Source organism: Helcococcus sueciensis DSM 17243 (assembly GCF_000423145.1).
GTDB classification, from domain to species: Bacteria; Bacillota; Clostridia; order Tissierellales; family Peptoniphilaceae; genus Helcococcus; species Helcococcus sueciensis.
Genome location: NZ_AUHK01000019.1, coordinates 22,146 through 40,941 on the forward strand (window position 1 = coordinate 22,146; position 18,796 = coordinate 40,941).

Annotated in this window: 19 protein-coding genes and 2 pseudogenes; 18 read left to right on the forward strand and 3 right to left on the reverse strand. The window is 28.1% G+C overall.

Annotated elements, in window-relative coordinates:
* The first annotated feature begins 14 nt into the window (after window positions 1-14).
* From G534_RS0105300 to G534_RS08010, 12 genes and pseudogenes are all read left to right on the forward strand, one after another.
* Entirely contained in the window at window positions 15-1,223 is a 1,209-nt protein-coding gene (locus G534_RS0105300) for an SPFH domain-containing protein (protein WP_027348202.1), read from the forward strand.
* A gap of 9 nt (window positions 1,224-1,232) precedes the next feature.
* Window positions 1,233-2,318 (forward strand): TFIIB-type zinc ribbon-containing protein, encoded by a 1,086-nt coding sequence (locus G534_RS0105305; RefSeq protein ID WP_027348203.1) that lies wholly within the window; start codon window positions 1,233-1,235, stop codon window positions 2,316-2,318.
* On the forward strand, window positions 2,312-3,121 hold the full coding sequence (locus tag G534_RS0105310) for a TPM domain-containing protein (RefSeq protein ID WP_027348204.1): 810 nt from the start codon (window positions 2,312-2,314) through the stop codon (window positions 3,119-3,121). The genes G534_RS0105305 and G534_RS0105310 overlap by 7 nt, the downstream gene beginning before the upstream one ends.
* A 211-nt stretch (window positions 3,122-3,332) precedes the next feature.
* Window positions 3,333-3,557, forward strand: a complete 225-nt coding sequence (locus tag G534_RS0105320; RefSeq protein ID WP_027348205.1) for a YdbC family protein — start codon at window positions 3,333-3,335, stop codon at window positions 3,555-3,557.
* Window positions 3,558-3,605: 48 nt separating this feature from the next.
* Window positions 3,606-4,298: a metallophosphoesterase gene (locus G534_RS0105325; protein ID WP_027348206.1), complete on the forward strand. Its 693-nt coding sequence runs from the start codon at window positions 3,606-3,608 to the stop codon at window positions 4,296-4,298.
* An 11-nt stretch (window positions 4,299-4,309) separates the two neighbouring features.
* A complete protein-coding gene (gene greA, locus G534_RS0105330) occupies window positions 4,310-4,789 on the forward strand; it encodes a transcription elongation factor GreA (protein WP_027348207.1) in 480 nt (159 codons plus the stop codon).
* Between the two features lie 14 nt (window positions 4,790-4,803).
* The gene (gene lysS / locus G534_RS0105335; RefSeq protein ID WP_027348208.1) at window positions 4,804-6,726 is read left to right on the forward strand and encodes a lysine--tRNA ligase; all 1,923 of its coding nucleotides are present in this window, start codon (window positions 4,804-4,806) and stop codon (window positions 6,724-6,726) included.
* 155 nt (window positions 6,727-6,881) lie between these two features.
* Window positions 6,882-7,538: a hypothetical protein gene (locus G534_RS0105340; protein WP_027348209.1), complete on the forward strand. Its 657-nt coding sequence runs from the start codon at window positions 6,882-6,884 to the stop codon at window positions 7,536-7,538.
* A 152-nt stretch (window positions 7,539-7,690) separates the two neighbouring features.
* A pseudogene (locus G534_RS08705) lies at window positions 7,691-7,804 on the forward strand (CD1107 family mobile element protein); the annotation flags it as partial.
* A gap of 46 nt (window positions 7,805-7,850) precedes the next feature.
* A pseudogene (locus tag G534_RS08005) lies at window positions 7,851-8,462 on the forward strand (DUF6088 family protein).
* The gene (locus tag G534_RS0105355) at window positions 8,455-9,438 is read left to right on the forward strand and encodes a nucleotidyl transferase AbiEii/AbiGii toxin family protein (protein WP_027348212.1); all 984 of its coding nucleotides are present in this window, start codon (window positions 8,455-8,457) and stop codon (window positions 9,436-9,438) included. The pseudogene G534_RS08005 and the gene G534_RS0105355 overlap by 8 nt, the downstream one beginning before the upstream one ends.
* A gap of 175 nt (window positions 9,439-9,613) precedes the next feature.
* A complete protein-coding gene (locus tag G534_RS08010; protein ID WP_051177439.1) occupies window positions 9,614-10,687 on the forward strand; it encodes a D-alanyl-D-alanine carboxypeptidase family protein in 1,074 nt (357 codons plus the stop codon).
* Between the two features lie 86 nt (window positions 10,688-10,773).
* Here G534_RS08010 and G534_RS0105365 read toward each other — a convergent pair whose 3' ends face one another.
* Entirely contained in the window at window positions 10,774-11,343 is a 570-nt protein-coding gene (locus G534_RS0105365; protein WP_027348214.1) for an RpiB/LacA/LacB family sugar-phosphate isomerase, read from the reverse strand.
* 13 nt (window positions 11,344-11,356) lie between these two features.
* Complete coding sequence (locus G534_RS0105370; RefSeq protein ID WP_027348215.1) at window positions 11,357-12,112, reverse strand: DeoR/GlpR family DNA-binding transcription regulator; 756 nt, start codon at window positions 12,110-12,112, stop codon at window positions 11,357-11,359.
* 296 nt (window positions 12,113-12,408) lie between these two features.
* Between G534_RS0105370 and G534_RS0105375 the strand changes: the two genes are divergently transcribed.
* The 6 genes from G534_RS0105375 (at window position 12,409) to G534_RS0105400 (ending at window position 18,422) form a co-directional block, all read left to right on the forward strand.
* On the forward strand, window positions 12,409-13,818 hold the full coding sequence (locus G534_RS0105375) for a YfcC family protein (RefSeq protein ID WP_027348216.1): 1,410 nt from the start codon (window positions 12,409-12,411) through the stop codon (window positions 13,816-13,818).
* A gap of 15 nt (window positions 13,819-13,833) precedes the next feature.
* Window positions 13,834-14,481, forward strand: a complete 648-nt coding sequence (locus G534_RS0105380; RefSeq protein ID WP_027348217.1) for a class II aldolase/adducin family protein — start codon at window positions 13,834-13,836, stop codon at window positions 14,479-14,481.
* A 6-nt stretch (window positions 14,482-14,487) separates the two neighbouring features.
* Window positions 14,488-15,627: an iron-containing alcohol dehydrogenase gene (locus G534_RS0105385; RefSeq protein ID WP_027348218.1), complete on the forward strand. Its 1,140-nt coding sequence runs from the start codon at window positions 14,488-14,490 to the stop codon at window positions 15,625-15,627.
* Between the two features lies 1 nt (window position 15,628).
* Window positions 15,629-16,117 (forward strand): GNAT family N-acetyltransferase, encoded by a 489-nt coding sequence (locus tag G534_RS0105390; protein WP_027348219.1) that lies wholly within the window; start codon window positions 15,629-15,631, stop codon window positions 16,115-16,117.
* A 64-nt stretch (window positions 16,118-16,181) separates the two neighbouring features.
* Window positions 16,182-17,363, forward strand: a complete 1,182-nt coding sequence (gene mtnK / locus G534_RS08015; RefSeq protein ID WP_034596026.1) for an S-methyl-5-thioribose kinase — start codon at window positions 16,182-16,184, stop codon at window positions 17,361-17,363.
* Window positions 17,364-17,375: 12 nt separating this feature from the next.
* A complete protein-coding gene (locus G534_RS0105400) occupies window positions 17,376-18,422 on the forward strand; it encodes a s-methyl-5-thioribose-1-phosphate isomerase (RefSeq protein ID WP_027348220.1) in 1,047 nt (348 codons plus the stop codon).
* Between the two features lie 96 nt (window positions 18,423-18,518).
* Here the strand turns inward: G534_RS0105400 and G534_RS0105405 are convergent.
* Window positions 18,519-18,796, reverse strand: a 278-nt coding sequence (locus tag G534_RS0105405) for an IS3 family transposase (protein ID WP_027347585.1), incomplete at its 5' end; no start/stop codon positions are given.

An 18,796-nucleotide genomic window follows, 5' to 3' on the forward strand; every position in this document is an offset into this window, starting at 1 on the left:
AAAAGGAGTTTAATATGGGATTAATTAAAGTAATTACTGATGCTATAGGTGGAACGCTAGCAGAACAATGGCAAGAAGCAATCAAGCCATCTGATTTAACAAGCGGAGTTATCATGACATCAGGTACTAGATTTAGAGAAGATAGTGCTAGAAATTCAAATAAAAAAGGTTTTAGTGATGTTATTTCAAATGGCTCTTTAATTCATGTTCCTGAAAATACTTGTATGTTACTTGTTGATGGTGGACAAATAATTAGTACAAGTGCTGAAGCTGGTTATTTTAAGGTAGACAATTCAACATCTCCAACAATATTTCAAGGTGAATTAGGTAAATCATTTAAAGATTCATTTGAAAGATTTAAATTTGGTGGTGTTACTCCAAGAGAACAAAAAGTTTATTATATTAATTTACAAGAAATTAGAGATATTAAATTTGGAACATCTAATCCTGTAATGTATCATGATGCTAGTTACGGTTTAGATTTAGAAGTAAGAGCTCATGGTAATTATTCAATTAAAGTAATAGATCCAATTCTATTTTACAAAGAAGTAGTATATAAAAGTGATAAACAATTTACAACTGAATCATTTACTCAGTCATTCCAATCAGAATTTATGGAAGCATTACAAGCAGCTATATCAAATCTATCAATAGATGGAATCAAAATTTCACAACTTCCTTCTCAAGGACGTAATTTAAGTAAATACATGACTGATGTTTTAGATGAACAATGGACAAGCACAAGAGGGATTGACATAGTTAGTGTAGGTATTAATTCTATATTCTACACAGATGAATCTAGATCAATACTTATGGAAAGAAATAAAGGTGCTATGCTTACAGATCCATCTATTAGACAAGGTTATGTACAAGGTTCTGTTGCTAGAGGCTTTGAAAATGCTGGGAAAAATGAATCAGGTTCAGCAAATACTTTTATCGGAATGGGAATGGGCATGAATGCTTCAGGTGGACTTTTTGGAGATATGACAAAGTCAAATCAAGAAGAAATTAACAATCAAGTTAAAGAGCAAAATCAACAAACAAATTCTAGCGATACATGGACTTGTGGAGATTGTGGTTCAGTAAATACTGGAAAATTCTGTTCAAATTGTGGAAGTAAAAGACCAGAAGTTCAAAATGCTTCATTTTGTAGCAATTGTGGTTATAAATTTGAAAATCAAAGACCGAAATTCTGTCGAAACTGTGGTCAAGCGCAAGAATAGGTAGAAATAATGACAGTTTATTCATATAAATGTCCAAATTGTGGAGCTTCATTAAAATATAATCCAGAAGAAGAAAAGCTTTCATGTGAATACTGTTCTTCATCTTTTACTAAGGAAGAAATCGATCTTTATTTACTAAATAATCCCGATAAAATCGAAAAAACTGTTGAAGAAGTCGAAAAAGAAGAATTAAATAGTAATGAAAAAGAAGATTTCGAAAATAATGTAATTCACGGATATACATGTAATAATTGTGGTGCAGAGGTGGTAACTGATGATACAACTCTTACCACATTCTGTTACTATTGTCATAGTCCAGTAGTTATAGTAGAAAGAGGTATAGGTAGTTTTAAACCAGACTATATAATTCCATTTAAAATATCAGAAAATGAAGCTAAAGAAAACTTTTTAAAATGGGCAAAATCGAAAAGATATGTACCAAAATCTTTCTACTCAAGTTCTCAATTATCAAAAATTACTGGAATGTATTTACCTTATTGGTCTGTAGAAGCAGATTACGATGTTGAAATAAGAGGTAAAGGATATAATGATGAAAGAAAAGTTGCTGGAGATTATGAAATAAAGACCACAAATGAATATGATATTGACACAACTGGCAATATCACTATTGATGATGTATCAGAATTAGCATATTCCAAAGTTGAAAGAAATAAGATGGATTCTATAACTCCATATAATTTTAAGGAGAAAGAAGATTTTAAATTTTACTATTTAAATGGATTTTTCTCAGAAATATATGATATTGAAAGAGAAGATATTACACCAATTATAGATGGTAGACTTGAAGATTATAAAAATGGATTGTTAAAGAATATAACTTCAAAATATCAAAGAGTAAAATTATCTAATAATAAAATAGAAGAAGTTAATAGAAAATGGAATTATGTATTACTTCCTACGTGGATGCTTACATACAAATATAATGATGAAATGTATGTTTTCACTATGAATGGCCAAACCTCTAAATTTTATGGCGATTTACCAATAGATAAAAAACTTGTAAGAAGAGATCAATTTATTGCTGCCATAATAATATTTATATTGGCTCTGATAGGAGGATACTTCTTATGGTAAAGAAAATTACTCTATTAGTTATGATTATTATGATTACAATATATCCATCAAATGCATATGCACTAAGGGACGACTACAAATCTGATGGAAATTATATTGAAGATTATGCTAATATTTTTGATGATAATTTAGAAAAAGAGAAAAAAAATAATTTTATTTCATTATTAAACGAATACAATGTACCAGTATATCTATATACCATAGAAGAATCCCATTCATATAGTTCAAGAGATTTAGCTGATGAACTTTTATATCAAAGAGTTGGACTAGATAAAGATGGCATTCTATTACTAATAGATATGTATAATAGTGAAATTTATATTACAGCCTCTGGTAACTATGCTATAAAAATAATGGATGATGATAGAAAGGAAGAATTACTTGATGTAATTGCTCCATTAATTAGGACTGATTCAAATTCAGTAATGGATAAATATTATAGTATAATGAATCGATATTTTACTGAGGGTGTTAAATCGGGACTAATAATTCAACAAGAAAAATCAATAGAATTAAAAGATATTATTATAGCTGCTGTAGCTAGTGTGGTAGGATTTTTTGGTTCACAACCAGTTTTTAAATCCTCTGCTATATCTAATCCTGGAAAAAAAGTTTTTTCACTTATGGATTCCAGCAATATGAATAATCTTTTAATAAAGGATGCTTTCTTTAATTCTAGAACAACTAGAAATCGAATAATGAGATCAGTTAGTTCGGGATCTAGTGGTGGTAGAAGACCTACTTCTACGACTCATAAGTCCTCACGTGGAGGAACATATACGGGAAGTGGAAGAAAATTTTAATAATAAATCTACAATATCTACTAATATTAAGAGATATTCTAGATTATATTTTTTAAATATTAATGTTGTAGTATTTATTATTAATAGAATTCCCATGTTTATTATTTTATTATAATTTTCACTTTAAATTCAACTTGAAGACTTGAAAAATACTCATTTATTTGACATTTGAATTTAAAAATGGTATTCTATTTCAAGTATGGAGGGAGATATGGCAGAATTAAAGTTTGAAATTATAGAAAATCTTGGCGTTCTTTCTGTTAATGAAAAGGGATGGAAGAAAGAATTAAACATCGTTTCATGGAATGAAAGACCAGGAAAATATGATTTAAGAGATTGGAATCAAGAACATACAAGAATGAGTAAAGGAATTACATTTACTGAAGAAGAGGCTAAAGCTTTAAAAGAAATTTTGGAACAAGAATTTAACAATTAACTAAAAGACCTATTCTTTGATAGGTCTTTTAAAGTAGATGAGGGAATTATGATTTTTGCAATAGCGGATTTACATTTAGATATAACAAAAGAAAAAGACATGTCCGTTTTTGGTGGAAATTGGGATAATTATGAGGAAAAAATTTTTGGTAATTGGAACAAAAATATCAAAGAAGATGATTTAGTTTTGATTCCTGGTGATATTTCATGGGCAATGAAATTAGAAGATGCAAAACTTGATCTAGACAGGATTGAAAAATTAAATGGTACTAAAATTATTCTAAAAGGAAATCATGATTTTTGGTGGACTTCATTAAGTAAATTAAATAGATTAGACTATAAGAGCATATATTTTTTACAAAATAATTCATATAGATATAAAGATACTCTTATAGTAGGTACAAGAGGTTGGGATAGTCGAGATAGTATAGGATTTAATGATCAAGATGAAAAAATATTTCAAAGAGAATTGATTAGACTTGAAATATCTATAAATGATGCTATAAATAAAAACAAAGATTATGATGAAATTATTGCAATCATGCATTATCCACCTTTTGATAGAAAATATTTACCGAATGAATTTGAAGAAATATTTATTAAATATAATATAAAAAAAGTAATTTATGGACATATTCATGGAGATAAAGGAAGTAAAATGCCAAATAAAGAAATTAATGGTATTAGATATTATTTTGTATCTGGTGATTTTATTGATTTTAATCCAGTTATGATTTCGTAAGAGGAGTAAAAATGGGAAATGATAAAGTGTTGTTAACTCAAGAAAAATATGATGAGTTACAAAAAGAATTAGAATATTTAATCACACAAAAAAGAGCTGAAGTATCTGAAAAGATAAAGAGAGCTAGAGGATTTGGAGATTTATCTGAAAATGCTGAATATGATGAAGCAAAAGATGAACAAGCAAAAGTTGAATCTGATATAATAAGAATCGAACAACAATTAAATAAAGCTGAAATTATTAAAGTTAAATCAAATTCATCTAAAAAACATGTTTCAATAGGTGATAAAGTTAAAATTAAAGATAAAACAAAAAACAGGGAGCTTGAACTAACAATTGTTGGTACTATAGAAGCTAATGTTGATGAAAACTTAATTTCAAACGAGTCACCACTTGGAAAAGCTCTATTAAATGCAAAAGAAGGGGATATAGTAGAGGTTAAGATAAGACATAACAATTTACAATATGAAGTGTTAAAGATTATAAGATAAAATAAGAGGTAAAAATGGCAGAATTAAATATTAATGAAATGCTTCAAATTAAAAGAGACAAGTTAAGAAGCTTAAAAGAAAGCGGAAATAATCCTCATATCATTGAAAAAGTTGATGTGAATGCAAAAGCTAAAGAAATAATTGACAATTTTGATGAATATGAAGGAAAAGAAGTAAAAGTTGCTGGACGTATTCTAGCAAAAAGAGTTTTTGGTAAAATAAATTTCTTCTCTTTACAAGATTCTACAGGTAGAATTCAAATATTTAATAGAGAAAATGTATTAGGGGAAGATCTATATAATAAAACTAAAGAGTTTGATTTAGGTGATATAGCATATTTTGAAGGTGAAATAATCAAAACTCAAACTGGTGAAATATCAGTATTAACTAAAGACTTTAAATTACTAACTAAATCATTACAAATTTTGCCAGAAAAATTCCATGGTTTAAAGGATATGGATTTAAGATATCGTCAAAGATATGTTGATTTGATTGTAAATCCAGAAGTTAAAGATGTTTTCAAAAAGAGAACAAAAATTCTTTCTTCAATTAGAGAATTTCTTGATAATAGAGATTTCCTTGAAGTTGAAACACCTATTTTAAATACAATTGCAGGTGGGGCAGCAGCTAGACCATTTATAACACATCATAATTCACTTGATATTGATATGTATCTAAGAATTGCAAATGAATTATATTTGAAAAGATTAATAGTTGGTGGCTTCGACAGAGTATATGAAATGGGACGTATGTTTAGAAATGAAGGTATGGATGCTACTCATAATCCTGAATATACCGCTATGGAATTATATCAAGCTTATGCAGACTACAATGATATGATGTCTATTACAGAAGAGATGATACTTTCAGTTAACCAAAAAGTAAATGGTGGAAATACAGTTGATTATCAAGGTACTACATTAGACTTTTCAATTCCTTGGAAGCGTATTACTATGGTAGATGCAATTAAAGAATATTCAGGAATTGATTTTAATGAGATTAAAGATTATCAAGAAGCTAAAAAGTTAGCTAAAGAACATAATATTGAAGTAAAATCAACAGATAAATTAGGAAATATAATCAATTCATTCTTCGAAGAATATGTTGAGGATAAATTAATTCAGCCTACATTTATAACTCAATATCCAGTAGAAATTTCACCTCTTGCAAAGAGAAATCCTGAAAATCCAAAAATGACACAAAGATTTGAAGCTTTTGTAATGGGTAAAGAAATTGCGAATGCATTTAGTGAATTAAATGATGCTGAAGATCAAAAAGATAGATTTAAACACCAATTAGAACTAAGAGAAGCAGGTGATGAAGAAGCTAATCTATTTGATGAAGATTTTGTAAATGCGATTGAAGTAGGTCTTCCACCAACAGGAGGACTTGGTATAGGTATTGATAGATTAGTAATGTTCTTAACTAATCAAACTACAATAAGGGACGTACTTTTATTCCCAACAATGAAGCCATTAGCACATGAAAAAGTTAAAAATGAAGAACAAGAAATAGTTTCAACTGAAGTTACAAATGAAAGTACAATAGAAGCACCAAAACTTGATTTATCAAAGGTTAAAGTTGAACCATTATTTGAAGAATTTGTTGATTTTGAAACATTCACAAAATCAGACTTTAGAGTTGTAAAAGTAATTAATTGTGAAGAAGTACCTAAATCTAAAAAATTATTAAAATTCACATTGAATGATGGTACAAATCAAGAAAGAACTATACTATCAGGTATAAAAAACTATTATTCAGCTGAAGAATTAATAGGAAAGACACTAGTAGCAATCACAAACTTACCTGAAAGAAAAATGATGGGTATACCATCACAAGGTATGTTAATCTCTGCAGTATATGAATATGATGGAAGTGAAGGATTAAATCTTTTAATGCTTAACTCTAATATTCCTGCAGGAGCTAAATTATATTAAAGAATACACTAATTATGAAACTGGGGTTTACACTGAATCCCAGTTTAATTTTTAGGGATATGTATGAATTGTAATATTTTTCTGTTATTTCTTTATTAGTCGTGTGTATATTTAGTATAATAGAACTAGATAAATTAGAATTTATGAGGATGTTTATGATAAAGTTTTTAAATAATATAAGGAGTGCAGAAAATTTAATATCGACTAAGAGAAAAACTATAAATACCATAGCTCTGTTGTTTCTCGGAATAGCTTTGGGAACATTTTCAAAATTTATGGACGTTCATCAAGCTGAACTTCCAAGTATTCTTATGGAGATAGATGGAGCATTAGATATTACTAATTTTCTTGGGCGTTTCGCAATCTGGGTATTGATTGCACTTTGTATTTCTATTTATAGCAATTCAGCTATAAGAGCAAGCTTTAATGTTTTTGCATTTTTTATTGGTATGGTTACAAGTTACTATTTGTATTCATACTATATTGCAGGATTTTTCCCAAGAAATTATGCGATGATTTGGTTTGGGTTTACTGCCGTTTCTCCATTACTGGCTTTTGTATGCTGGTATGCAAAGGGGAAAAGCAAACTGGCATTTATACTATCGGTGCTGATTTTGGCAGTATTGTTCAATATGTGTTTTGTATATGGATATTGGTATTTTAGTTCAAGGTCTGTTTTGGAAGTGATAGTATTTATTACTGGAGCTATGGTTTTGAAGAGAGAGACATTGAGGGATTTTGTTCTGATGGTAACAATTAGTATAATACTTGCATTCTTTTTGAATATCGTTATTCCATTCCATTTTGGATAAATCCCAGTTTGTCGAGTAAAATAACTAAATAGAAATGTAAGAGATGATAGATAATTAAACTCTATCGTCTTTTTTATACTCAAAATTAGGAGGTTAAAATGGTAAGGATAAGATGTCCCACTAAAAACAATTGAATTTATAAGTATAGAAAAATGAATATGAACATTAAACGAGGAGTACCTATAGCGTTACTTCATTTTATATTTACAGTATTAGCAACTACATTTAGGATGACAAATGAAGGACAAATAGAAAGTCAAATTGAATAATTCTCCCGAATATGATACAATATTCGGGAGAAAGGTGGCCAAAATGAATTCCTATTTAGATCAAATAAAAAATAGAATTAAAAATTTTGATAGTGGAAAAGTTTTTATAAATAATGATTTTTTAGATATAGCGGGAAATGAAACTGTCCGTAGAACTTTAAATCAATTAGTTAGGGAAAATAAAATAAAAAGAGTAATTAATGGATTCTATTATAATCCAAAATATAGTGAATTAATTGGAGAGTACGAAGCAGTATAAATTCACGAGTTAGCACTTGCCATAGCAAGAAAATACAATTGGAATATTGCACCATATAATAGTACAGCATTAAACTTATTAGGACTTTCAACACAAGTTCCAACTCACTATAAATATATATCTAGTGGAAGATATAAGGAATATAAAATTGAAGATACCATTTTAGAATTTAAAAAAGTAAATCCAGGAGAAATTTCCAATATGTCCTTAAAGACTGCAACAGTTATTCAAGCAATTAAGTCTTTGGGAAAAGAAAATATAACAAGAGAAGTTATACGAAAGATAAGAGAAAACTTAACTGAAAAAGAAAAATTAGATTTAATGAACGAATCCAAATCTGTACCAGCTTGGATATATGAAGTAATAAGAGAAATTTGCGAGGCTAAAGATGAATAAGTTTTATATAGAAAATAAAGAAGACTTGCGAGTTTTAATAGTAAATACCGCCAGAAAGAAAAATATATCTGAAGCAGTCATTGAAAAAGACTATTGGGTTACTTTTATCTTAGACTATCTATTTAATGAAAATAAATGGAGAGAATATTTTACTTTTAAAGGTGGAACATCACTTTCAAAATGTTTTGGACTTATAGAAAGATTTTCTGAATATATAGATATAATCTTAGACTGGCGAATATTAGGATATAAAGAAAAAGAACCATGGATAGAAAGATCAAATACCAAGCAAGATAAATTCAACAAAGAAGTTAATGAAAAGACAGAAGTATTTTTAAGAGATGAATTTTTAAATGTTTTAGAAGAAGATTTAAAGGACATGGATTTTGAATTTTGGGTTGATACTTTTGATTCACAAACAATTCTGTGTAAATATCCTAAAATCTTTGAATCTAATTATTTAACACAAAATATAAGGCTTGAAATAGGAAGTCTTGCGGCATGGACACCTGCAATTGAAGTTAAAATTTCGCCAATAATTAGTGAAGCTTATCCAAATGTGTTTAAAGAGAAAACAAGCATAAGAACAGTGTCAGCAGAGAGAACTTTTTGGGAAAAGGCAACTATTTTACACCACGAAGCAAATAGACCGGAATCTTCTCCTATGCCCCACAGATATGCGAGACACTTTTATGACCTATATAAAATATCGAAGTCAGATTATAAAAACAAAGCCTTAGAGGATAAAGATTTATTAAAAAAAGTGACTGAATTTAAAATGAAATTCTACCCTAGAATGTGGGCAAGATATAAAAATGTAATAGATGGCAAATTGAAGTTAGTTCCAAGAGAGTACCGATTACCTGAAATAGAAAAAGATTATAAGTTTATGTCTGAAATGATTTATGGAGACTATCCAAATTTTGAAGAGATTATAAAAGTTCTTCAAGAACTAGAAAAAGAAATTAATAAGTAAGTAGAATCATCCCGAAAATAACACAATATTCGGGAGAAATACTTTGAGCGAGAGAGAAATCTTTCAATCTTTTTGTGGATTTACCAAATCAAAACCACCAGATTAGCTGGTGGTTTTGAATTTTTAGAATTAATAATATAATATATATTATTAATAATTAAGAGAAAGAAAACATATGGATAAAAGAGATTTAGAGAAACAAGAAAGAATATTAAGAAATAAGAAACGAGCTAAAAAAAGAAGATTAGCTAATATAAAGTTTACATTGTTTGTTTTTGTACTATTATTTGGAAGTTATCAAATAGTAAAAGCTGTAATCTATAGAAACAACACTATTCATCATACGATTGATGAAAATAATAATAATAATTTAGAATCAGATGAAAATATTATTAATCAAAATGATAATTCAAGACAAAATGAAATTGTTATTGATGAAAATAAAATTTACAATATTGATGATGGCTATGATTATACTGCACATTCAATGCTTGCAGTTGACTTATCAAATGATGAAATTATATTTGCAAAAAATCCAAATGACAAAGTTCTTCCTGCAAGTATAGCTAAGCTTTTTGTAATAGATTTTGCAACCAACTATTTAGATTTAGATGATATAGTTACTCCATCCCATGAGGCTATAAATAGGGTAAAACAAGACTCATCCATGGCTTATATTGCAATTCAAGAGTATTCAGTAGAAAATCTATATTCAGCTATGTTGGTTCCATCAGGGAATGATGCAGCTTATGTAATCGCTGAAGAAACTGGTAGAAAAATAAATCCAAATGCTGAAAGTTTTGATGAAAGATTAACTGCTTTCTTCACAGAGTTTAATAAATATTTACAAAAGAATAATTACACTAGAACAAGTATATATGATCCATCAGGATTTGATTATGAAGCAACTTCAAGTGTAATGGATATAAAAAGAGTAACTGAAAATTTATTAAAAAATGATTGGTTTAGAAGTATAATTGATCAAGATTCATACTCAGCTACTTTACCTTATGGTGGAATTCAAACATGGAAGAATACAAATTTATTTTTAGATTACAATAATAATTTTTATAGAGATAGAGTAAAAGGAGTTAAAACAGGCACAGTAGGTGGCACCTTTAATCTTGATATACTTTATGAAGCTAATGGAAGAGAATATCTAATAATTTCTTTAGGTTCAACTACTGATTATTATAGATATTCAGATGTAGAACATTTATTACAATTAATTGATAATTCAATTCAATAAAAAATCCCACTCAACTTAGTAATTGACCCCAAAAAGTTGGTTTTTACATCCAACTTTTTGGGGTCATCTTAGTTTTATATATTTACTTAGTTTTCTAAATATAAATAGTCATAATCTTCTAATGTTTTTGGATTTTCTATTTTAAATCCTGCAGCTTTGTATTTTTCATATTCAAATTCATTTATTTCATCAACAGCTAATTTATGAAATGCATTAAAATATTTCCATTCATAGTTTCCGCCACAAAATTCAGTATTTAAATATGCCTCTGCTATTTCTATTCCTAATTGAGGAGCTGTATAGAAACCTCCCATAGATAGCATATTTACATCATTACCTTCAATGGCCCTAATAGTTTCAGAAATGTTATTCACATTTGCTGCTCTTACTCCTGGACATTTGCTTGCCGCTAATTGAATTCCAACACCTGTACCACAGAATATAAGAGCTCTTTCAAACTCACCTTCACTAATTAAAGAACCTGCTTTAAATCCGATTCTATGGAACATTTCTCTAGGTTCTTCATTTTTATCAATTATTCCAACATCTGTTATTTTCCAACCTTTATTTTCCAGATGTTTTACAATCGCTTCTTTTAAATCAAATCCTGAAAAATCTGCAGCAACAAGTAATTCTTTATTTTTAATAGTTTTCATAATATTTCTCCTTTTAATATTCTACTTTAATATTTAAATTATTTAGATGATTTTTCCATTTTAAGATAGGTGTTTTATCAGTAATAATATGATTAATACACTTTAAATCTTTAATTTTATACATAGAAGTTATATTAAATTTTGTATGATCAGCAACTAGAAATAATCTTGATGCGTGATTAAAAACTTTACTTCTTAAATTAGCTTGTTCTATATTAGCATCTGTAATGGAGTCGAAATTTATTCCCCTGCATGATATAAACGCTTTATCAAAATAAATTTTATCAGCTTGTTCTATTGTTTCAACTCCAATAAATGAATTGGTCAAAGCATCATATTCACCTCCTAACATTATTAATTTTTTTATTTTTAATTTAGAAGCATGACTAAGTATAGCTAAAGAATTAGATACTATTGTCACATTAGCTTCAGGAGGAAGGAAATCAAGTATATGATACACGGTAGTACTAGCATCTAAAAATATTACATCACCGTTATTTATATAGTTAACACAAATTTTAGCCATAGTATCTTTGTTTTCTTTGAAGATATCTTTTCTTATTTCTATAGGAACTTCATTTTTTCTATTTGAAATTAATTTTGCTCCGCCATGGGTTCTAATAACTTTATTTTCTTTTTCAAGATTATTTAAGTCGCGTCGAATTGTTTCGTCAGTAACTTTAAATAATTGACTTAATTCTAAAACGTTTACTTCTAAATTAGTAGATAGCATTTCCATTATTTTTTCTTGTCTATATGAGGGCTTCATATTTACTCCTTTATTAATTTTATTTAATAAAATACAAACTAAAATACTCTATAATCAAAAACATTTAAATATAAATCAACATTTTAAATGTTGATTATCAAATAAATAACATACAGATAATTCGTTATAAATTAACTATAAACTACATATATCATATAAAATTATTATTTTATCAACAAAAATTATAACTGAATTTATTATTACTTGATAAATATCAAAATTGAAAACGAAATCAAATGTTGATATATTAATTATAACAATTTATTGGAAATTGTAAAATTTTTAGGAGGAAGAAAATGAAAGAAAAAAATTCTAAGCAAAAATGGTGGAAAAAATTACCACATACATATGTGATATTGTTTGTAATGATTGTTTTATCTGCAATATTAACTTGGATATTGCCTGCTGGACAGTTTGCAAGAGAAACTGTAGAAGGGTTATCAAGACCAGTTGTTGTTCCTGGGACATATGAAACTCTACCACAAAATGGAGTAGGTTTTTGGGGAATTTTCAAATCAATTCCTGTAGGTATGGTTGCAGCTAGTTCAATTATATTTTTAATTATGATATCAAGTGCAGCATTTGGAATTATTAATAGCACAGGTGCATTAGAGGCTGGTATGGGTGTTCTACTGCATAAGGTAGATAAAGCAGGGATATCTAAAACAGCTGTTATATGGGTAGTAACATTCCTGTTTTCAGCATTAGGAATAATTGTAGGTCCAGAAATACAAATTCCATTTACTATTATTGGTATTAATATAGCTTTAGGTTTAGGATTTGATCCAATTGTAGGTTTAGGAATGATAATGGGTGGTGGTTACGCAGGTTGGAATTTTAGTCCGATTAATGCATCTATAGTAGGGACCGCTCACTCAATAACTGGATTACCAGTATTTTCAGGAATGGGATACAGATTTTTAACTGTATTCGTAGCAACAGCAATAGTAGCAACAATAGTTTCATTATATGCTAAGAGAATAGAAAAGGATCCTAAAAAATCTTTAGTTTATGGTATATCAACAGATGGATTAGGTATGTCAAAAGATCTAAGTGAATATAAATTACATGGTAAGCACAAACTTGTTTTATTAGTATTAGTAGGTATATTTACAGCTATAGTCTATGGTTCAAGTCAATTAGGATGGTATTTAGATGAAATGTCAACTGTATTCTTAATTGGTGGTTTAGTTGCTGGTTTTGTTTATGGATACAATGTAGATGAAATTATAGATTTATTTATCAAAGGAGTAAGTGCGGCAGCAAGTATAGCTTTAATTTTAGGTATAGCAAGAGGGATACAAGTTGTTCTTGAAAGTGGAATGATAATGGATACAATAATTAATGCTTTATCTTCACCATTGAAAAATACAACTCCAACTATAGGAGCTATATTGATGTCTATAATTACTGCAATAGTACACTTCTTTATTCCTTCAGGTAGTGGTTTAGCAGTGGCATTAATGCCTGTTTTATCACCTCTAGGTACGATATTAAATATTTCCCAACAAACTGTTGTTTTAGCTTTTCAATTTGGAGCTACAATACCTAATTTCATATTTCCAACTGTTGGAGCTACAATGGCTATGCTAGGTATTGCGCGTGTACCATTTGGAAAATGGTTAAAGATTGGTATAAAATTGACTATTGCTATGTTTGTAATGGCTTGGGCATTATTAGCAGTAGCAGTAATGATAGGTTATTAGAAATTTTAAGGATTTATGATGATTAAAGAAATTAAAGAAAATGTATGTAGAATAGCAAAAAAATCATATGCTAATAAGTTAGTAGCAGGTACTAGTGGAAATGTTAGTTTTTATGATAAAGAAAAAGAATATATGTTTATAACACCAAGTAATGTTGATTATGAATTAATGACTCCGAAAGATATAGTTGTATTGAATTTAGAAGGGACTATTATAGAGTCAGAATCAAATTTTAAACCTTCTTCAGAATGGAGAATGCATGCTGAGATTTATAAAAATAAAAAGGATATAAATTCAATAATTCACACACATTCTCCTAAAGCAACGGGTTTTGCTGTTGTTCATAAAGATATTCCAATTATTTTAGTTGAGATGATTCCATTTATTGGTGGTGATATAAAGAGAGCTAAGTTTTCATTACCAGGTACAGCTGAACTAGGTATTACAGCAGCTGAAGCTTTAAAAGACAGAAATGTTTGTCTATTAGAAAATCATGGTGTTGTAGCGGTTGGAAATAACTTAGAACAAGCTTATATACGTGCGGTGTATGCAGAAGATGCAGCTGTTATTTATTTTAACGCACTACAAGTTGGGGAACCAGTTTTGTTATCAGAAGAAACCAATAATATTCTTTATGATAAATATAATATTAAAAGAAGGTAGGTAAAAATGGAGTTCGTATTACCATCTCTAAATAAATTTGGTAAAGACTCTTATAAAGAGATATCAAATGTATTAGTAAGTGAGAATAAAACAAAAGGATTAATATTAACAACTTTAGATATATTTGAATTAGGTTTACTAAATAATATATTAGATGTTTTAAATGAAAATAATATAAAGTACGAAATATATACTGGGGTAGTACCTAATCCCACTATACAAAATGTTGAAGATGCTACAAAAATGTTTAAAGAAAATGAATGTGATTTCATTATGGGTATAGGTGGTGGATCTGCTAATGATTGTGCTAAAGCGGTTGGGATATTAGCAAGTAATGGTGGAAATATAAAAGATTATGTTGGATTTAATCAAAGTAAAAATAAATCCCCTTTGTTAATATGTGTGAACACTACCGCAGGTACAGCTAGCGAAATTTCCAGAGCATTTTTAATAAATGATGAGGAAAATAAAGAAAAACTAATCTTCAAAGATATAAATGCTTTACCATATCTAAGCATCAATAATCCAGAAATAATGTTCGGATTACCAGGTAAAATTACTGCTCAAACAGGTATGGATGCATTAACACATGCTATAGAAAGTTATATATCTACTGGAGCATATACACTTACAAAAGAATTTTCACTATCTTCAATAAAACTGATTTTTAATTCTTTGGAAAAAGTAATAGAAGAACCGAAAAATGAAGAGCTTAGAAATAATATGATATATGCACAGTTTCTAGCTGGTATGGCTTTTTGTAATGCTGGTTTAGGTTTAGTGCATGCAATGTCACATCAATTAAGTGCTTTATATAATTTACCGCATGGTCTTTCGAATGCAATATTACTTCCTGAAGTTATGAGGTTAAATAAAAAAACATCAAGTAGAGAGTTTGCTGAAATTTACAGAACTATATTTACTGATTCTTCAGAAAATGATGATATCTGCGCTGATAAGTTTATTCAATTAGTAGAAGAACTTTCTAATAAAGTAGGTACAAAAATAAAATTATCTGATTTAAATGCTAAAGAAGAAGATATAGATAAATTAGTATCAATGACGTTTAAAGATGGTAATTTACCTAGAAATCCTTATCAACCTACGAGTGAAGATGTTAAAAGTATATTAAAGAAGGTATGGTAAAGTGGAATATATTATAGAGTCTCCAAAAAAAGAAGACATTATTAAACTAAATAAAATTAGAACTGATGATAATAATTACAAACAAATTTTATCTCTTACGTCAGAAACGATTTTGGAAACAGAAAAATATTTTTTCAATGATAGTAATTATAAAGAGAGTATTGTTTTAAAAAATCAAAATGAAGTTATAGGTTACTGTCAATTGAGACGTAATAAAGAGAAAAGAAAAAATCACACAGCAACAATTTCAATAGCGATAGATGCTAATTATCATAATAAGGGTTGCGGAAATATTTTGTTAAGAAATATTATATCTATCGCAAAGAATCAATTATGTTTAAAAAAATTATCATTGACTGTTTTGGAAAGTAACTCTGCAGCAATAAATTTATATAAAAAACATGGTTTTAATATAGAAGGTCTATTATTAAACGATACGATTGTAGATGGAGAATTAAAAAATGCTTATATAATGGGTCTTTTACTATAATAGTTACTACAAGAATAGTATTACTTAATTATTTAGATGTATGAATTTAATATTGGAGGAATTAATGGAAAATACAAATATTAAAGAAAAAATACTAGATTATTTATTTGATAACCTAGATATATTTACTAGTAGAGAAAATGTAGAAATTAATGAAGTCGGCGATGGAAATGTAAACTATATATTTAGAGTTAATGATGATAAAAATTCTGTGATTGTAAAGTTTAGTGATGATTATATAAGAGGTTCTAGTACGAGAAAATTATCTTCAGTAAGAAGTAGAATTGAAACAGAAATTTTAAATTATCAATTCAAATTATCTGATGGACTAGCACCTGAAATATATTCATATTCTGAAAAAGAAAATTTTATTGTGATGGAAGATTTATCAGACCATAAAGTTTTAAGAGAAGCAGTTAAATTAAAAGAAATTTATCCTGGTTTTGGTAAGGAAGTTGCTAAATTCTTATATAATACTTTGTTTAAAACTACAGATTTAGTAATGGATATAAAAGAAAAGAAAGAAACTGTTGCTAGATTTGTTAATTATGATATGTGTGAAATTTCAGAAAGATTAGTTTTTACAGAACCGTATATGAATAACCAAGGATTAAACTCCTTTACTGAAGAAAATAAAAACTTTATAGAAAAAAATATTACAAATAATAAAGAACTTTTATTAGAAGTAGCCAAATTAAAACAAAAATTTATGACAAAATCTGAATCCATGATACATGGTGATTTACATTCAGGTTCAATATTCATAAATGAACGAGGAATAAAAGTTTTTGATCCAGAGTTCGCTTTTTATGGACCAATGGGATATGATATTGGAAATATTTTAGCTAGTTTAATAATTTCATATAATGTAGCACTATTTGAAAATGGTTATAATGGAAATGATTTTACAGATTGGCTAAAAGAATCAATATTAGAAATTGTAGATGAATTTAAATCTATATATATGAAGAATGCTTTAGGTGATGTTAACACTTATATGTTTAAGAATGAAGAATTTCTAGATTACTATCTAAATGAAATCTTAAAAGAAACTGCAGGTTATGCAGGTGCGGAAATTATAAGAAGAACTGTAGGTGTAGCTAAAGTATTAGATATTGATAGAGTAAAAAATCAAGAAGGATATAGTGAAGTTGAAAAGAAACTTTTAGATACAGGAATTGATCTAATAATTAATTCTGAAGACTATACTTGTTCTAAAGGATATAAAAAGCAATTAGAAAACTAATAGGAGTAATTAATGAATAGAATAGATCATGACCTTGCATTTATGCTCAGATTCGAAAATGTAGCATGGTTTGAAGATGGAATGGTTAAAATTTTAGATCGTAGAATTTATCCAATGGAAGTAAAATATGTAGAATGTAAAACTCATAAGGATGTAGTTCAAGCTATTAAAGATATGGTTACTCAAAGCGGAGGTCCATATTTAGCTGCTACTATGGGTATGGTATTAGCTGCTCATGAAACTAAAGTTAATAAATTAGATGTAAATGAAACTAAAAAGTTTATGAAAGATGCAGCAGATAGAATAGCTAATGCTAGACCAACAACTTCATCTAGAATGAGAAAATTAGTTGATGATGGTTTGAGTTTCATTGAAGAATCTGATTGGGAAGATAAAGATAATTTAATTGAAAAATTTAGAGAATTTTCTATTAATGAAGTTTCTAATAGATATAAAAACATAGAAATAATGGGAGATATAATAGCTGAGCAAGTTCCTGAAAATGGTACAATTATGACCCAATGTTTTGCAGAAACGGTAGTTGGAATGATATGCCGTAAACTTAAAGAAAAAGGTAAAGGTAATGTAAAATTTATTACACCAGAAACACGTCCGTATCTTCAAGGTGCGAGACTTACAGCTAGTGTAATAAAAGATATGGGATTTGATGTTCATGTAATTACTGATAATATGCCAGGTTATATACTAAAAAATAAAAAGGTGGATTTATTTACATCTGCATCAGATATGATTACAAAAGATGGACATGTAATAAATAAAGTAGGAACATTCCAAATAGCTGTATTATGTCACTATCATGGTATACCATATTTTGTAACTGGAAATCCAAGTGAAGTTCATGACTCAATAGATGAAATAATTATTGAAGAGAGAGATGAAAATGATGTACTATCACACTTAGGTAAGAAAGTAACAATGGATGGAGTAAAAGCATATTATCCAGCCTTTGATATAACACCTCCGCATTTAGTTTCAGGTGTTGTAACAAATAAAGGTATGTATTCACCTTATAATTTAAAAGAATATTTTAAAAAATAAATATACTAATTAGAATAGTATATATTTTAATATAATAAATAAGAAAGATGGCTTTTTTGACCTGAACCCGTAAACACGGAATAATTTAATAATATTTTAAGCGGAATGTAATCTGTACATAACAGGAGACATTCCGTTTAATTTCGTCTTAATCCTATCTTCATTGTACCATTTAATATATTTTTCTATTTTCATTTTTAACTCATCATAATTTTTAAAATCTTCTCCATAGTACATTTCTTGTTTTAATATTCCAAAGAAGTTTTCCATAGGTGAATTGTCTAGACAATTTCCTTTTCTTGACATACTTTGTTTAATGTTCATTTTTTCTAGTTTTTTAGTCCAAGTACTATGCTGGTAATGAAATCCTTGGT

Coding starts and splice junctions, on each gene's coding strand:
- G534_RS0105300 (WP_027348202.1), top strand. CDS start 15: ATGGGATTAATTAAAGTAATTACTGATGCTATAGGTGGAACGCTAGCA.
- G534_RS0105305 (WP_027348203.1), top strand. CDS start 1,233: ATGACAGTTTATTCATATAAATGTCCAAATTGTGGAGCTTCATTAAAA.
- G534_RS0105310 (WP_027348204.1), top strand. CDS start 2,312: ATGGTAAAGAAAATTACTCTATTAGTTATGATTATTATGATTACAATA.
- G534_RS0105320 (WP_027348205.1), top strand. CDS start 3,333: ATGGCAGAATTAAAGTTTGAAATTATAGAAAATCTTGGCGTTCTTTCT.
- G534_RS0105325 (WP_027348206.1), top strand. CDS start 3,606: ATGATTTTTGCAATAGCGGATTTACATTTAGATATAACAAAAGAAAAA.
- greA (WP_027348207.1), top strand. CDS start 4,310: ATGGGAAATGATAAAGTGTTGTTAACTCAAGAAAAATATGATGAGTTA.
- lysS (WP_027348208.1), top strand. CDS start 4,804: ATGGCAGAATTAAATATTAATGAAATGCTTCAAATTAAAAGAGACAAG.
- G534_RS0105340 (WP_027348209.1), top strand. CDS start 6,882: ATGATAAAGTTTTTAAATAATATAAGGAGTGCAGAAAATTTAATATCG.
- G534_RS0105355 (WP_027348212.1), top strand. CDS start 8,455: ATGAATAAGTTTTATATAGAAAATAAAGAAGACTTGCGAGTTTTAATA.
- G534_RS08010 (WP_051177439.1), top strand. CDS start 9,614: ATGGATAAAAGAGATTTAGAGAAACAAGAAAGAATATTAAGAAATAAG.
- G534_RS0105365 (WP_027348214.1), bottom strand. CDS start 11,343: ATGAAAACTATTAAAAATAAAGAATTACTTGTTGCTGCAGATTTTTCA.
- G534_RS0105370 (WP_027348215.1), bottom strand. CDS start 12,112: ATGAAGCCCTCATATAGACAAGAAAAAATAATGGAAATGCTATCTACT.
- G534_RS0105375 (WP_027348216.1), top strand. CDS start 12,409: ATGAAAGAAAAAAATTCTAAGCAAAAATGGTGGAAAAAATTACCACAT.
- G534_RS0105380 (WP_027348217.1), top strand. CDS start 13,834: ATGATGATTAAAGAAATTAAAGAAAATGTATGTAGAATAGCAAAAAAA.
- G534_RS0105385 (WP_027348218.1), top strand. CDS start 14,488: ATGGAGTTCGTATTACCATCTCTAAATAAATTTGGTAAAGACTCTTAT.
- mtnK (WP_034596026.1), top strand. CDS start 16,182: ATGGAAAATACAAATATTAAAGAAAAAATACTAGATTATTTATTTGAT.
- G534_RS0105400 (WP_027348220.1), top strand. CDS start 17,376: ATGAATAGAATAGATCATGACCTTGCATTTATGCTCAGATTCGAAAAT.